Origin of the sequence: Fenollaria massiliensis, from assembly GCF_000312505.2 — a bacterium.
Lineage (GTDB): Bacteria > Bacillota > Clostridia > Tissierellales > Peptoniphilaceae > Fenollaria > Fenollaria massiliensis.
This window is the reverse complement of record NZ_HG326226.1, coordinates 238,227-252,767: the sequence shown is the minus strand read 5'-3', so window position 1 is coordinate 252,767 and position 14,541 is coordinate 238,227. Positions and strand designations below refer to the sequence as shown.

The 14,541-nt window shown below is 38.9% G+C and carries 12 protein-coding genes and 2 rRNA genes; 1 reads left to right on the top strand and 13 read right to left on the bottom strand.

The features are described from left to right. Positions 1-382: 382 nt before the first annotated feature. The 4 genes from BN30_RS04945 to BN30_RS04930 all read right to left on the bottom strand — a co-directional run bounded on the left by BN30_RS04945 (position 383) and on the right by BN30_RS04930 (position 4,516). Entirely contained in the window at positions 383-1,051 is a 669-nt protein-coding gene (locus tag BN30_RS04945) for a P-II family nitrogen regulator (protein ID WP_019214405.1), read from the bottom strand. Next, on the bottom strand, positions 1,044-2,516 hold the full coding sequence (locus tag BN30_RS04940; RefSeq protein ID WP_019214404.1) for a DUF1538 domain-containing protein: 1,473 nt from the start codon (positions 2,514-2,516) through the stop codon (positions 1,044-1,046). The genes BN30_RS04945 and BN30_RS04940 overlap by 8 nt, the downstream gene beginning before the upstream one ends. 91 nt (positions 2,517-2,607) lie before the next feature. Then, positions 2,608-3,336: a TIGR03915 family putative DNA repair protein gene (locus tag BN30_RS04935; RefSeq protein WP_019214403.1), complete on the bottom strand. Its 729-nt coding sequence runs from the start codon at positions 3,334-3,336 to the stop codon at positions 2,608-2,610. Next, positions 3,314-4,516: a putative DNA modification/repair radical SAM protein gene (locus BN30_RS04930; protein WP_242824752.1), complete on the bottom strand. Its 1,203-nt coding sequence runs from the start codon at positions 4,514-4,516 to the stop codon at positions 3,314-3,316. The genes BN30_RS04935 and BN30_RS04930 overlap by 23 nt, the downstream gene beginning before the upstream one ends. On the opposite strand from BN30_RS04930, the gene BN30_RS10315 reads away from it, so the two are divergent. Further along, positions 4,419-4,634, top strand: a complete 216-nt coding sequence (locus BN30_RS10315) for a hypothetical protein (RefSeq protein ID WP_019214401.1) — start codon at positions 4,419-4,421, stop codon at positions 4,632-4,634. The genes BN30_RS04930 and BN30_RS10315 overlap by 98 nt on opposite strands. Positions 4,635-4,680: 46 nt before the next feature. Here the strand turns inward: BN30_RS10315 and arsB are convergent, their stop codons facing one another. The 9 genes from arsB to BN30_RS04885 all read right to left on the bottom strand — a co-directional run bounded on the left by arsB (position 4,681) and on the right by BN30_RS04885 (position 14,447). Continuing rightward, on the bottom strand, positions 4,681-5,727 hold the full coding sequence (arsB, locus tag BN30_RS04925) for an ACR3 family arsenite efflux transporter (RefSeq protein ID WP_019214400.1): 1,047 nt from the start codon (positions 5,725-5,727) through the stop codon (positions 4,681-4,683). Between the two features lie 120 nt (positions 5,728-5,847). Next, positions 5,848-6,171: an ArsR/SmtB family transcription factor gene (locus tag BN30_RS04920; RefSeq protein WP_019214399.1), complete on the bottom strand. Its 324-nt coding sequence runs from the start codon at positions 6,169-6,171 to the stop codon at positions 5,848-5,850. Between the two features lie 145 nt (positions 6,172-6,316). After that, a complete protein-coding gene (locus tag BN30_RS04915; protein ID WP_019214398.1) occupies positions 6,317-6,682 on the bottom strand; it encodes a YfjL-like protein in 366 nt (121 codons plus the stop codon). A 351-nt stretch (positions 6,683-7,033) separates the two neighbouring features. Next, positions 7,034-8,632, bottom strand: coding sequence for a ribosomal protection-like ABC-F family protein (abc-f, locus tag BN30_RS04910; protein WP_019214397.1), 1,599 nt, complete (start codon positions 8,630-8,632; stop codon positions 7,034-7,036). A gap of 172 nt (positions 8,633-8,804) precedes the next feature. Further along, a complete protein-coding gene (locus BN30_RS04905) occupies positions 8,805-9,542 on the bottom strand; it encodes a YfjL-like protein (RefSeq protein ID WP_019214396.1) in 738 nt (245 codons plus the stop codon). A gap of 115 nt (positions 9,543-9,657) precedes the next feature. Beyond that, positions 9,658-10,365: a stalk domain-containing protein gene (locus BN30_RS09620; RefSeq protein WP_019214395.1), complete on the bottom strand. Its 708-nt coding sequence runs from the start codon at positions 10,363-10,365 to the stop codon at positions 9,658-9,660. A 96-nt stretch (positions 10,366-10,461) separates the two neighbouring features. Next, entirely contained in the window at positions 10,462-11,316 is an 855-nt protein-coding gene (locus BN30_RS04895) for a MerR family transcriptional regulator (RefSeq protein WP_019214394.1), read from the bottom strand. Between the two features lie 120 nt (positions 11,317-11,436). Beyond that, positions 11,437-11,553 (bottom strand): 5S ribosomal RNA (gene rrf / locus BN30_RS04890). Positions 11,554-11,589: 36 nt separating this feature from the next. Beyond that, positions 11,590-14,447, bottom strand: a 23S ribosomal RNA gene (locus BN30_RS04885). Positions 14,448-14,541 lie beyond the last annotated feature (94 nt).

The window sequence follows — 14,541 nt, the reverse complement described above, 5'->3', positions numbered from 1 at the left end:
TGTTTTTAATAATATTCTTGATAATATTTTTGCTTAAAATTATTTATATACAAAAAAAGATAAGGCCTAGTGACCTTATAAATTTTATATATATAGTTTGTCTTAAAATGTAAAATATTGATTTTGTAATTTTGTACGAAGAGTAAATTTTGTAGCCTACTACGAAGAGTAAATTGAAGAACCCCGTCCATAAATGGGCGTGAACCTTTACGCCATGCAGAGCGATTTGATGAGCAAAATGAATAAACATCGCACACAGATTTTGCGAAGAGAATTGATGGATAAGGCGAAGTGCAGTTTTTTGACAAGCGGAGTGTACAAATAGTACTCGAGCATTGTCAACAAAACGAACGAGCCTTAGGCGCAATTCTAACGCAAAATCCTAATTTTTGACCAAACCATAGGTTTGGTTTACATTCGTCACGAAAATTATCCCCTTCCCCTGTTCTTCAATCCCAGTTTCTTTCCTTATCGAATCAACTATATCCTTAGTCATTTTTTCTTCTGAGATAATCAAAACTATTTCTTTTTCGGGCTCGATGAACATGTTAAAGACTTTTCGCGCCTCTTCACTGCCTGAACCTCTTGCGTTTACTATGGTTCCGCCTCTTGAGCCTGCCTTTTGAGCAGCCTCGATAACGTCCTCTGCGCTTCCTTTTTCAACTATTGTATAGATGGCGTTGTACATTGTTTCACCTCTTTTAATATTTTCACTTCCATTACCATTGTCATTATCTTCTGTGCCAAAGACGTTGAATGCGCTCTCGATGTAGGCGATTCCGTGGTTTGGCTTATTTAATTCCAATTTTTCTACTAAATAATCAGCTAGATCCTCGATTTCCTCAGTTTTTCCGAAGAGCAAGAGAACTGCTTTTTTCTTATCATTTAGACCTAGGTAGTCGAATAATGTCCTAGATGCAGTGCCTATGCCTAGCATGGCAACTGAGGCTGTAACGCCTTTCTCATCCGCTAAATGCAAGACTTTGCTCGCTTTATTCTGCTCAACTATTACGACTAGCATCTCTAAGTGACGAGACTTTAAATTACGCATTCTTCACTCCCCCCTTATTTTTTACATAGAATAGACCAAGTATTTGCAAGGCTATAAGCGGTGTCATCGCTACCATGGCGATGGTACCGAAACCGTCTATAAGCAAATCTGCTGTTGGTGTTGATGCCGCAACGCCTTGTGCGTAGGCAAGTATAAATGTTGCTGTCATTGGTCCTGAGGCAACTCCGCCTGAGTCAAAGGCGATGCCGACGAATAGATTTGGCACTTTTTTCATTATAATAAATGAGATGATGTATCCCGGTAGCAAAACGTGCCAAAGCTGCATTCCTGGTACTAATATCTTAAGAATTGACAAGGCAACTGCGATGCCGACACCTATTGACAAGGTCATAAGTACGACTGATTTTTTGATTGAGCCTGCCGTAACGGCTTCGATCTGATTTGTAAGTACGTGAACTGCCGGCTCGGCAAGTATAGTTAGTACGCCCATCAGAAAGGCGATTGCGACTATGAATGTCTTGCTGTGCTCTGTTGCCAGAACGTGACCGATGTAGCGGCCGACGTCCATAAAGCCGCTGTTTACACCAACTAGGAAGATTACAAGTCCTACGAAGGTTAAAATGCAGCCGGTTGCGACTCTTGCGTTTGCTCTTTTTGAATTATGAAAGAAGAGTATATTGCAGATCACATATATCAATATTATTGGTAATAGTGCGATGATTATCTCTTTTGCGACTATCGGCACCTCATGGATGAATCGTGATAAAATGCCAGCTTCGGCTGCCCCGGCTATGTCTGGCGCGTCACCGAATTTTGGATTTGATATCATGCCTAAGATAAGTGCACCGATGATGGCGCCTGCGGATGCGATGCCAACTAGACCAAAGGAGTCTTCTTCTGATTTTTGGCTGTCTTTGTTAATGGCGGAGGCACCTGCGGATAAAGCTAGTAAGAATGGTACAGTCAGTGCCCCAGTTGTTGCTCCCGATGCATCGAAGGATACTGCTAGGAAGAACTGGTCTGCAAGTATTGCAAGTGCTAGTATTGCGCCGTATGTTATTAATAAAAATGTCTTTAGTGAAAATACTTTTACTATACGTATCATGCCAAGCGATATAAGTACTGAGACACCCATTGACACAAGTATTACTAGGCTTGATTTGGATACAACGCCTAGAGTCACGTCTCCTACTTGATCTGCCAAGATGTGTAAGTCCGGCTCAGCTATGGAAATGACAAAGCCAAGTACAAGTCCCATGACGGCTATGACCCAAAGTTTACCGCTTCTAACGGCTGCGTGACCGAAACTGTCGCCCATAGGCGTGATTCCTAGGTCAACGCCGATTAAAAATATCGTTAGGCCTAAAAGTATGAAAAGTGCTCCGAGTAAAAAGCGTGCGAAGACGTCTGTTTCAAGCGGAACTACTGTAAAATTCAGTATCACAACGAGTAGCGAGATCGGCAAAACGGTCGCTAGCACTTCTTTAAATTTCTCTTTAATCAAAATCTCACTCCTTTTTACTCAAATTTGTTTATTTCTTTAGATAGATAAAATCATTAATTATATTATAATTGAAAAAACTCCAAATTACAAGCTATTTTTCAACTAAGTAGCGCCAGTAACGCTTTGGCATGTTTGAAATCATCAGCTTCTCGTTACGTCTCTCGTTTATGGCAATGGCCTTGTAAAAATCCTTCCAAGCCTCTTCGAAGAATTGTTCCCGCTCGCTAATTGTGTAGTCAAGCTCCTTTAGCTCTAAAAATTCTACTTTTCCGTCCATGTGCATGGCTGCCGTTCCTCGCTTCACATCAGCGATTACGAAGTTTATGATAGGAAATCTTTTCACAAAATGTGGCACAATTAGTGTCAATATATCATTTTTCGGTGCAAACTCAGCGAGCATCACGCCTCCATCTACTTCTTTGAAACGCAAAAGGCCTTTATATGAATGATTTTCTGATAAAACATTTCTACGAATGCGGCGAAATTCGCTCGCAGCCTTATCTGAGGAGAAGATGTAGCCGTAGCCACGCTCAAAAACGCCTTTTATGGCTCTGATTAAAATATCTTCCTTATTAGTGTCACAGGATAAAAAAACTGCGATTAGCTCTCTCATGAAGCGCTTCGGAAATTTGTCTTCGAGTGATTTAATTACGCGAGTGGCCTTCACCATATCCGTGGCGATAAATATTTTAGTATCAAATAAATTGCTTTGCGCCTCTGGCATAAATTTGGCGCGTTCTATGTCCTCATATAAATCAAAGATGACCGTCATGAGTCCGTCGAAGGACCTATCATAATCAAAATAACGATAGCTGTTCATTTAGATTCACCTTATCCATAAGTTTTATGCGAAGATTGTCACGTGTATCAATTTTGCCGCCCCTATATACCCCGCCTACTGTGATGAAGTATTTGGCACGCTTTAAGGAGATGTGCATGTTCTCTAGGGCGTCATACGATAGCTTTGCAAAGCGCCTTGCGTTGATAATCCTTCGGCAAGTCGTCGGCCCAAAGCCGGGCACGCGAAGAAGCTCTTCGTAGCTTGCCTTGTTGACCTCGATCGGGAAGAGCTCAATGTGATTTATCGCCCAAAACGCCTTTGGATCAAGGTCTAGGTCGAGCATGGGACTTGTGCGCGAAACGATTTCGTTAGGCTTAAATTTGTAGAAGCGCATCAGCCAGTCTGCTTGGTAGATGCGGTGCTCCCTAAGTAATGGTGCGGCTTTGATGCCCGTCGTGTACTTCGATTTAACGACTGGAACGAAGGCCGAATAATACACGCGCTTCATGTTGAAACCCTTGTAAAGCAGCGATGCCTTCGTGATTATGGTCTCGTCGCTTTCATTCGCAGCGCCTATAATCATCTGCGTGGTTTGACCAGCCGGGGCAATGAGTGGCGCACTCTTGTACTTGCGCCTGTCCTCTTTGTTCTCGGCTATTGCCATCTTTATATTGTTCATGGGCTTCATGATGCCCTCAGTAGTTTTTTGCGGAGCGAGCAATTTCAAGGACTTTTCAGTCGGCAGCTCTATATTGACAGATACCCTATCGATCAGGGACGATAGTTTTGTGACTAGCTCTTTTGACGCGCCCGGTATGACTTTCATATGTATATAACCATTGAAATGGTAGGTGTTACGAAGAAGTTCAGCCGTTCTAATAAGCTGCTCCATAGTGTAGTCGGGGCTCTTGATGACTGCACTTGAGAGGAATAGGCCCTCGATGTAGTTACGGATGTAAAAGTTCATAGTGAGCTCGGCGACCTCTTCGGGCGTGAACGAAGCGCGCGGCACGTCGTTCGAAGCGCGGTTAATGCAGTACTCGCAGTCATAGATACAAACGTTGGTGAAGAGAATTTTAAGAAGCGATATGCAGCGGCCGTCCTCAGACCAGCTGTGACAGATGCCAGATGATGCAGCATTACCAATGCCTCCAGAGTTTTTGCGCGAAGAATTAGACGAAGAGCATGATGCATCGTACTTCGCCGAGTCAGATAAAATTTTGAGTTTCGCCTTTAAATCCATAAAATCACCTAAGATAATTGTATCACTAAATGGCGATTTTGGCAAGATATGGGCAGGAATAGGGGAAGAAAAAGAGCTTATCCAGTACAGATAAGCTAATTTCATTTCAAATAAATCTTGTATTTCACCCCAATGTGCCTTTATATATTAGCCTTAGCTTTTGACTTATTAGCTATCTTAACTAATGAAAGCATGACAGGAACTTCGGTAAGCACTCCTACAGTCGTAGCTAGCGCAGCTCCACTTTTTGTTCCAAACAAAGCTATCGAAACTGCTAGGGCAAGTTCAAAAAAGTTTGATGCACCTATCATTCCAGCAGGGCAGGCAATATCAAAAGGTAGTTTTAGTATTTTACTTGCTCCAAATGCAAGGAAAAATATTAAATAAGTTTGTATTATAAGTGGCACTGCTATCAATATGATGTGAAGTGGATTGTTGATGATAACTTCTGCCTGAGAGCTAAATATTAGTACAAGAGTTAAAAGTAGGCCGATGCTTGTTGCATTGTCAAATTTGTGAAGAAAATTATTTTCTAAATACTCTTTTCCTTTCTTTTTAGTAACTACTACTCTAGTAAGTACACCTGCAACTAGTGGCACTACTACAAATAGAAAGATACTTATAAACAATGTGCTGTATGGAACAACTACATTTGAAACGCCAAGTAAAAACTTTACTATCGGCACAAAAGCTAACAAGATAATAAGGTCGTTTGTCGCTACTTGTACAACAGTATATGCTGGGTTACCGTCAGTTAGAGTGCTCCAAACAAAAACCATGGCAGTACAAGGTGCTGCTCCAAGAAGCACCATACCAGCCAAATACTCTGTTGCTAGCTGCGGAGTAATAAATGATTTAAATATTACAAACATAAATACGTAAGCCAAGGCAAACATTGTAAATGGCTTGATTAGCCAATTTGTTATCCATGTTATAAATAGTCCCTTAGGATTTTTGCCTACTTCTTTTATACTTTGAAAGTCTACTTTTATCATCATTGGATATATCATAACCCAAATCAAAATAGCTATCGGAACAGAAATACCTGCGATAGATAGTTTATTCAGTAGCTGTGGAATTGCAGGGATGAATTTGCCAAGCAAAGTTCCAAAAACCATGCATAGCAATACCCATAGCGATAAATTCTTTTGAAATGATCCTATTGCTTTATTATTTGCTTTTTTCATATTGTCTCCCTTAGATTTAATTACTTAAAAATTATTTTAGTGCATTTCGCCATATCAGATGTGTTCAGTGCCGTTAGAAGCACTTATTGGCTCAATATGCTCAAAACTTATATAAATATCTTAGTAATCAAGCTTCTCCTCGCTGTGGCAGATGCAATCAGGCTTGTCGCCAAAAATGTACTCAAGCTGCTCAAGGAAGTGCTCAAGCGCCTTTTTGTTTAGCGTGTAATAAGTGTTCTTGCCCTCGCGGCGGCTCTTTACAAGCTTTGCCTCCTCAAGCTTTTTCATGTCACTAGACAGAGTCGGCTGAGTGATGTCAAACTTTTCAAGAATCTCACAGGCACAAAGCTCACCGCAAGATAGCATGTCAACAATCTTTAGCCTCTTTTGATCCGATATCGCCTTAAGCTTTTTAGAAACAGCTTCATAAATATTTTCACCCATATCCTTCACTCCTTTCTTGTCTCTAAAACAATACTAACATACATATAGAAAAAAGTCAATCTGTTTTGACTATATATTTTCTCTTAAATAGGATAGTTTACAGATGCATTAAATTTCTTTATAATGGCTGGGTTTATTATAGATATTATTTTAGCTTTGCCAATAGAAAAAGCGTGGGTAGTGATGATATGCCCACGCTTTCTTTATTTAAACTTATATTTCTTGAAACTTTTTTCTTAAAACATCCAAAATAATTATAGACTAAAGTAAATTCAATCTCTTCACTGCCACTGTCGTAAACATTTACAAGGTATGAAGAATTTACTAAATCATAGACCATTTCAATGCTCTTGGCTTCATAATCACTGCAATTCTCTTTTAAATAATTATATGCTTTAACTTTCACCACACCTTTAGAGATTGGATTGCCAAAGAACGAAAGAATTATGAGTATGGCGAAAAATATTACTAAAATTGATATAAATAGTGATAAATTTTTTAATCCTTTCATAAGTCCTCCTTTTAAACTTAAACTTGATTTGAGTCAATAAAATGACTTGAACAGTTACTCTGTGATATATTAGATTTATACATAATTTTTGAACTGCCCTAAGTTTAATCAAATCGACGTTCACTTCGCTACGTACCTTTGTAAACTCTGGAATAAGGCATGCATAGCCAATCGAACTTAGTTTCACTTGTTCTCTTGGTGCATGGACTTAACAACCTTTGCACTATAAGAAGCACTTGGATAAAAATGGCTTTAGTAAGCAAATTGAAGAAAGTGAAAAATCCTAAGCAAAATCAATGTCTGTAGCATCTGATTGTGATAGAAGTCTAGAGGCTTGCTGGTCCATAAGCTTTAATTATTATCTCTGTGTTTCAAAAGTCTCTCGTACTCTGCTTCTAATTCTTCTCTTTCTTCTTTTGGAATCTCACTTGCCAAACGATTATTAATGGCAGTTAATCTAAATTCTATAAGAAAATCGTTAGAATTTTTATTTTCTTTCAACTTTTCTCTACGATTTTGATACTGAGCTAGATTGCCCGAAAAACTCTCCAACTTTTTGTTCTTAATGATAATAAGTCCATCCGCTATGTTGTTTATAAACGAGACATCGTGGGTCACAAACAGTAGCGGTCTATCATATCCTATCAACAATTCTTCTAAGGCTTCAATTGCTCTAATATCTAGGAAGTTCGTTGGTTCATCCATAATTAAAAAATTAAAATCAGATGTGACAAGCTTTGCTAGCTTTACCTTTGCTCTTTCCCCATCGCTTAGAACGTCTACCATCTTAAAGACTTCGTCTTCTTTGAATCCTAACCTAGCCAAAATAATTCTAGTCATCGTTTGATCATAGATTGAGCTTTCAAAAACATTTTCTAATACTGTTTTCTTTTCATCAATAATTTCACCCAACTGACTATAATAGCCAATTTTAAGATTAGGATGACACCATACTTCTTTGTCTACAATCATATTTAAAATAGTTGTTTTTCCTGAACCGTTATCTCCTAATAAAGCTATCTTTTTCTTATTTGGGATTTCAAGATTAGCATTATCGAAAAGAACTTTATCATCAAAGCTTTTGCTTAATTTTTCAGCTCTTACTAGTACTTTGGAAAATATTTTATCCTTTTCATCAATAGTTAATTTAATTTCGGCTTCTTCTTTTGGCTTTTCTTTAACTTCAAGCTGATCTATTCTTGATTTAATGGATTTAACTTGCTTATCTAGTTTTTTCTTATTGCCTTGTCCACCCATTTTATGGAGTCTAGCTTCTGAATTGCCCATTCTTTTGGGAGTTGTTCTCACTTTTAACGTTTGAGCTTTTATGTCATTTACTATGCCTGTCAATCTTTTCTTTTCATTAACATAGCCTTCGTATTCTTTCTGAGCGAATTTCTTCCTCTTAACTCTTTCATCCAGGTAGAAAGTATAGTCACCATTAAATACTTCTAGTTCTCCATGTGATAATTCAAAAATCTTATCACATGTTTGGTTTATAAAATCACGGTCGTGGGAAATAAGAATATAACCTTTATCTCTATTTCTTAGACTTTCTGCTAAGTTTTTCTTCTGTTTTATATCCAAATGAGATGTTGGTTCATCAATCAATAAAAAACTTTGTTCATTCGATAAGAGTTTCGCTAGCTTCAGTCTTTGGTATTCACCAGGACTAAATTTTTCCTCTTTATTAAGTTTAGCTTTAACATAGTTATCATGTGAAAATTTTTCTTCTTCATCGTCATTTAAAAGATGGGCTATTTTAATTTGTACATCAATTTTCCCACTGTAGTCTGTATCTTTGCCTATTAGAATTTTAAAGAAACTTGTTTTACCAGCTCCATTATCACCGATTAAAGCAATTTTATTGTCTTCTCCAATGGTCAAATTTTTTATTTCAAATAACGTTCTTGTGTTAATTTCTTTTTTTAGATTATCTATATATATCATAAATCCTCCTTATTTTTTGAGAGGACTTAACCTCTCGTATTATTTAAAAGAAAATTTATTAATTGTCATCTGTCTATACCTCCAAATTCTTTGAAATTTATATTTTTATTTTATCAAATACTTTCATAATTTTAAAATATTATTCATAATTTAGGGAATAAAATCATTCGTATTATTTGTGCAAAATTTTATTGCCCTCGTCGAAAAGTCTTTTTAACTCCTCCATATCCCCATCCACAATCACTCTTTCTGGCACGTCACCCGCGCTGATAGCGTTCGCCCAAGATTCTGCCCTGCCCTCTTCAGCCTTATCAGCGTTAGGAACTACAAGGCCTGAATAAGTGGACACGGCTATATTTCTTTCCTTAAGAGCCTCGTAGACTTTTTTAAGTCCATTCATTAAATCATCTAAACTTGGTTTTTCCGCATAAGCCTTAAAACCTGCTGTAATCTTGCTTGGCAAATTATCCTTATCGAAGTCTTGATCAAGTGTTAGATGCGCTCTATAATCAAAGTTATCGTCAGGTCTTAGCCAAATTACAAAATCAAGTCCGCTGTCTTTAGCTATCTCATCTCCCAAATCGTCTAAAAAGCCCATGTATCTGCGGAAAGTGTTGAAAAGCCTATCATCAAAAGTGTCGCGCTTCATCTTGCCAAAGCTATCGAAGTCAAGTGTAAACTTTGTATCAATGCTATTCTTGTCCCAGAGCTCTACGACGTAGGTCCCGTCCTTAAAATTGTAGTAGGCGCGTTCACGCACAAGGTCAAGGTCTCTGTGATGTGTTTCTAAATATTGATCCGCTGCCTTGTCCGCCATAATTTTGCTAATGGGATTGCCATAGAATGAGAGCACAATGAATAAAACAATAGCTAAAAGTATTGCAAGAGCTGTGTATAATATTATTTTCATAGTTTTACTCACTTAGATCAGCCTCCTTTAGTAAATTATACCACAAAATGGCTTTTTGAGCAAAAAAGCCGCATACAAAAATATTCGGCTATGATTATATTTATGATTATATTTATTATTTTACAAATACATCAGCAAAACCAGTGTATGTTGTGCTGTATAGACCGTCTGTCCATTCAAACTTAATTTCAAGAAGTCTAACGCCTGTAACATTTAAGTTAACGTTAACTGGTAATTGTCCACCAACTACATCAAATGATTGAATAAGCTTGCCATCACCAACAAAGTCAACCTTTACTGTAAGTCCTTCTTGATCAGCTCCTAGTAGACCTGTTAGATTAGTGTACTTGCCTTCTAGGTTAAAATTAGCATGTCCCTTTTTATAAGTGTAAGAGTTAAAAAGAATACCGTTATTATATTCTTTTCCACCTAAAGAGAACTTTGTCTTATATTCATCTTTAGCTATAACTTCAGCCTTTTCTGTGCTAAATGGTTTCATAATCTCAGTTAATGGCTTATTTACTTCACCCATGTCAACTGTGCCATCGCCTAAGAAAGCTGTCTTAGTGTTTTGATCCCACTTAACTTCTTTGCCAACTGCTTCGGCAACTGCACGTAGAGGTAGATATGTTGTGCCATTGTAGATGAATGGCTCGATTTGATTACCCTTTGTGTCTTTGCCAAATTGAACTTCTTTTCCATCAACAACTACTTTGATATTGTCATAAGTAACTGTGATGTTAACCTTTCTTGCTGCAAATACTACTGTTGAGAACACTAGCATTAAAACAAGAGCTAAAATAAATTTGCTTTTTCTTTTCATAAATTTTCCTCCGTAAATAGATTAAGAATTTATCTCAGTACAATTATAGCATTTATTTGGGATTATGGCAATAGTTTTGCATAAGTAAGTGCACTTTTACTTTTTACCTTTAAATTTTAAATATTCTTCGTTCGCCTTTAATAGTTTTTCGTAGTAAGCGTTGTAGCTTTTGCTAAATTTTCTAATTAGTGGAATTGCTTTTTCATAATAATTATTTTCTTGCATAAACATTTTTAGCTTATCTTGAATAAGCTTTATCAAGCTGTTTTTATACTCATCAGTATTTTTATACTCTTTATAGACTTCAATATAGTACTTATTATCTTCAAGCCAAGTCTCTGCATTTTCAACAGCTAGGAGTTTTCCTTTGTTTACATCGTCCAAAGTCTTCATATCAAAGCTAGAGCTTATCGTTTCTATATAATCTTTCTCCTCCTTACTTAATTCAAAATTTGGAAGACTATCTAGAAACTTAATGTATTCATTAAAGGCTGCTTCTTCGTCTTTGTCCAAGCTTTCATTTAAAAATATTTTATAAGATGAAAAAATAAGCTGTCCAAAATATCCTGGGAAAATTCTGATAAGCTTATCATATATAGTCTCCTGCGCATCAATAACGGCAAGCTCTTCATTAATAAGGTCCATGCTCTCACCTTTTACAATAAGATTGAGAACATTTTTCCTCTTTTCACAAATATCGAGCTCGTGCTCTTTTCTTCTTAATATAGATGCCAAAACCTCTTCTTTTGAATCAAGATAAAGAGCAATCTCTGATATGCTTAGCCCTAAATTTCTTAAAAGTGATATCTTTTTTAAAACTTCGACATCTCCGTCGCTATAATCCCTATAGCCATTTTCAAGCTTTTTTGGATGAACTAACCCCTTTTCTTCATAGTATTCAATTGCTTTTCTGCTTAAATTAGTTTTTTCTTGAACTTCATTTCTTAACATAGTATCAACCTCCTTAAGTAAAATATATCACTGTCCCCAAGGTTCATGTCAAGCACTTTTTAATAGAGTTTTGATAATTTATAAAAAAAACAGCTCATATAAATATGAACTGTTTAAATCAAGTGGCGGCTACCTATTATCCCAGGTCGTCTCCAACCAAGTACCTTCAGCGTTAAGAGCCTTAACTTCCGTGTTCGGTATGGTTACGGGTGTTTCCCTCTTGCTATTGCTGCCACATTTCTTAATAACCATAATTCTTTAAATAAGCGTCTTTTGATCAAGTTTTCGACATATTAGTACAGTTAGGCTCAAAGTATTACTACTCTTACACTTACTGCCTATCTACCTTGTGGTCTTCAAGGTGTCTTACTTAAAGGAAATCTTATCTTAAGGGGGGCTTCGTGCTTAGATGCTTTCAGCTCTTATCCTTTCCAAACGTAGCTACTGAGCTATGCAACTGGCGTTACAACTCATAAACCATTGGTTTGTCCATCCCGGTCCTCTCGTACTAAGGACAGCTCCTTTCAAATTTCCTACGCCCACGACGGATAGGGACCGAACTGTCTCGCGACGTTCTGAACCCAGCTCGCGTGCCTCTTTAATGGGCGAACAGCCCAACCCTTGGGACCTACTTCAGCCCCAGGATGAGACGAGCCGACATCGAGGTGCCAAACCTCCCCGTCGATATGAACTCTTGGGGGAGATAAGCCTGTTATCCCCAGGGTAGCTTTTATCCGTTGAGCGATGGCCCTTCCACGTGGTACCACCGGATCACTAAGTCCTGATTTCTCATCTGCTCGATCTGTTTATCTCGCAGTTAAGCTCCCTTCTGCCTTTGTACTCTTTGCACGATTTCCGTCCGTGCTGAGGGAACCTTTGAACGCCTCCGTTACTGTTTGGGAGGCGACCGCCCCAGTCAAACTGCCCAACTGACAGTGTCCCTAAACCGGATTACGGCTCAAGGTTAGAATTCCAGCACTACAGGAGTGGTATCCCACTTTTCGGCTCCTCTGATACTGGCGTACCAGGATCTTTGCCTCCCACCTATTCTGTACATGTACTACCGAAATCCAATGTCAGCCTACAGTAAAGCTCCATGGGGTCTTTCCGTCCTGTCGCGGGTAAATGGCATCTTTACCATTACTTCAATTTCACCGGATCCTTTGTTGAGACAGTGCCCAAATCGTTACACCTTTCGTGCGGGTCGGAACTTACCCGACAAGGAATTTCGCTACCTTAGGACCGTTATAGTTACGGCCGCCGTTTACTGGGGCTTAAGTTCTATGCTTCGCTATTGCTAACATTTCCCCTTAACCTTCCAGCACCGGGCAGGTGTCAGCTCCTATACGTCGTCTTTCGACTTAGCAGAAACTTGTGTTTTTGGTAAACAGTCGCTTGGGCCTATTCACTGCGGCCAGATCGCTCTGGCTCCCCTTCTCGCTAACTTACGGGGTCATTTTGCCGAGTTCCTTAACAAAGGTTCTTCCGCGCGTCTTAGGATTCTCTCCTTTCCTACCTGTGTCGGTTTACGGTACGGGTATCATTTATCTATTTAGCGGCTTTTCTTGACAGTGTGAAATCGGCTACTTCTCTACTTGTTTTCGATCCTCATCATAAATTGGCTTAGCCTGGTTATTAGTCCTGGCATGCCTTTTTATTTGAGCGTACTCGTCCATCTGGTACGCTTAGCTTATCCTTCTGTGTCCCCGCTTCATTTATACGATATTTGATAGTACTAGAATTTTTACTAGTTGTCCATCGGCTACGCCTTTCGGCCTCGCCTTAGGTCCCGACTTACCCTGAGGGGACGAGCCTTGCTCAGGAACCCTTAGGTTTTCGACGGGAGTGATTCTCACACTCCTTCTCGCTACTTATGCCAGCATTCTCTCTTGTGTTTCGTCCACAGCGCCTTTCGATACTGCTTCTATCTATTACACAATGCTCCTCTACCACTCTTTCGAGTCCACAGCTTCGGTATCCGATTTAGCCCCGGAAATCTTCGGCGCAAGGTCACTCGACTAGTGAGCTATTACGCACTCTTTAAATGTATGGCTGCTTCTAAGCCAACATCCTAGTTGTTTGGGTAACTTCACATCCTTTACCACTTAATCGGTATTTGGGGACCTTAGCTGATGGTCTGGGCTCTTTCCCTTTTGACATAGAAGCTTATCCCACTATGTCTGACTCCTTAGGTTTGTTTTCTTGGCATTCGGAGTTTGATAGGTTTTGGTAATGTATAAACACCCCGCAACCAGTCAGTAGCTCTACCTCCATTAAACATCCTAAAGGCTAGCCCTAAAGCTATTTCGAGGAGAACCAGCTATCTCCAGGTTCGATTGGCTTTTCACCCCTATCCACAAGTCATCCGATGTGTTTTAAACCACACCCGGTTCGAGCCTCCATTAAATTTTACTTTAACTTCACTCTGCTCATGGATAGGTCACCTGGTTTCGGGTCTACTCCTGTAAACTAAACCGCCCTATTAAGACTTGATTTCTCTTCGGCTTCGAAGCTTAACTTCTTAACCTTGCTTACAAAAGTAACTCGCTGGCCCGTTCTACAAAAAGTACAAGATTGCACTTTTCACGTGCTTTCTTTGCTTGTAAACGCAGGGTTTCAGGTTCTATTTCACTCCCCTTTCGGGGTTCTTTTTACCTTTCCCTCACGGTACTGTTCTCTATCGGTCACCAAGTAGTATTTAGCCTTGGGAGGTGGTCCTCCCGTGTTCCCACCAGGTTTCTCGTGCCTTGTGGTACTCGTTAAGCTTATTGAAATTCTAATATCTTTTCCTACAAGTCTTTCACTTTCTTTGGATGATTTTTCCAAGATCATTCGGATATTGTTTTAGTTTTTCTTTAAGCGGGCTCTTTCCATTTCGCTCGCCGCTACTTTGAAAATCGATGTTTCTTTCTTTTCCTCGGGGTACTTAGATGTTTCAGTTCTCCCGGTATTGCTCTATATACTATTTTATTCATATATAGATACTTAAGGTTTGCTTAAGTGGGTTGCCCCATTCGGATATCTCCCTTTCGTTTCTTGTTTGCAGATCTAGGGAGCTTTTCGCAGCTTTCTACGTCCTTCTTCGCCTCTTGGTGCCAAGGCATCCGCCCTGCGCTCTTAGTAACTTGACCTATTTTTTATAAAATCCTTTAACGCTTATTGTTAAAATTTACTGTATTTATTTTCTTTATAAATGTCGTTTCGTTTTCATTTGATTATGGTTAT

Excerpts from the sequence above, each read along its gene's own strand:
- BN30_RS04945 (WP_019214405.1), bottom strand. The coding sequence starts at position 1,051 with ATGCGTAATTTAAAGTCTCGTCACTTAGAGATGCTAGTCGTAATAGTT.
- BN30_RS04935 (WP_019214403.1), bottom strand. The coding sequence starts at position 3,336 with ATGAACAGCTATCGTTATTTTGATTATGATAGGTCCTTCGACGGACTC.
- BN30_RS10315 (WP_019214401.1), top strand. The coding sequence starts at position 4,419 with ATGCCAGATGATGCAGCATTACCAATGCCTCCAGAGTTTTTGCGCGAA.
- arsB (WP_019214400.1), bottom strand. The coding sequence starts at position 5,727 with ATGAAAAAAGCAAATAATAAAGCAATAGGATCATTTCAAAAGAATTTA.
- BN30_RS04920 (WP_019214399.1), bottom strand. The coding sequence starts at position 6,171 with ATGGGTGAAAATATTTATGAAGCTGTTTCTAAAAAGCTTAAGGCGATA.
- BN30_RS04915 (WP_019214398.1), bottom strand. The coding sequence starts at position 6,682 with ATGAAAGGATTAAAAAATTTATCACTATTTATATCAATTTTAGTAATA.
- abc-f (WP_019214397.1), bottom strand. The coding sequence starts at position 8,632 with ATGATATATATAGATAATCTAAAAAAAGAAATTAACACAAGAACGTTA.
- BN30_RS04905 (WP_019214396.1), bottom strand. The coding sequence starts at position 9,542 with ATGAAAATAATATTATACACAGCTCTTGCAATACTTTTAGCTATTGTT.
- BN30_RS09620 (WP_019214395.1), bottom strand. The coding sequence starts at position 10,365 with ATGAAAAGAAAAAGCAAATTTATTTTAGCTCTTGTTTTAATGCTAGTG.
- BN30_RS04895 (WP_019214394.1), bottom strand. The coding sequence starts at position 11,316 with ATGTTAAGAAATGAAGTTCAAGAAAAAACTAATTTAAGCAGAAAAGCA.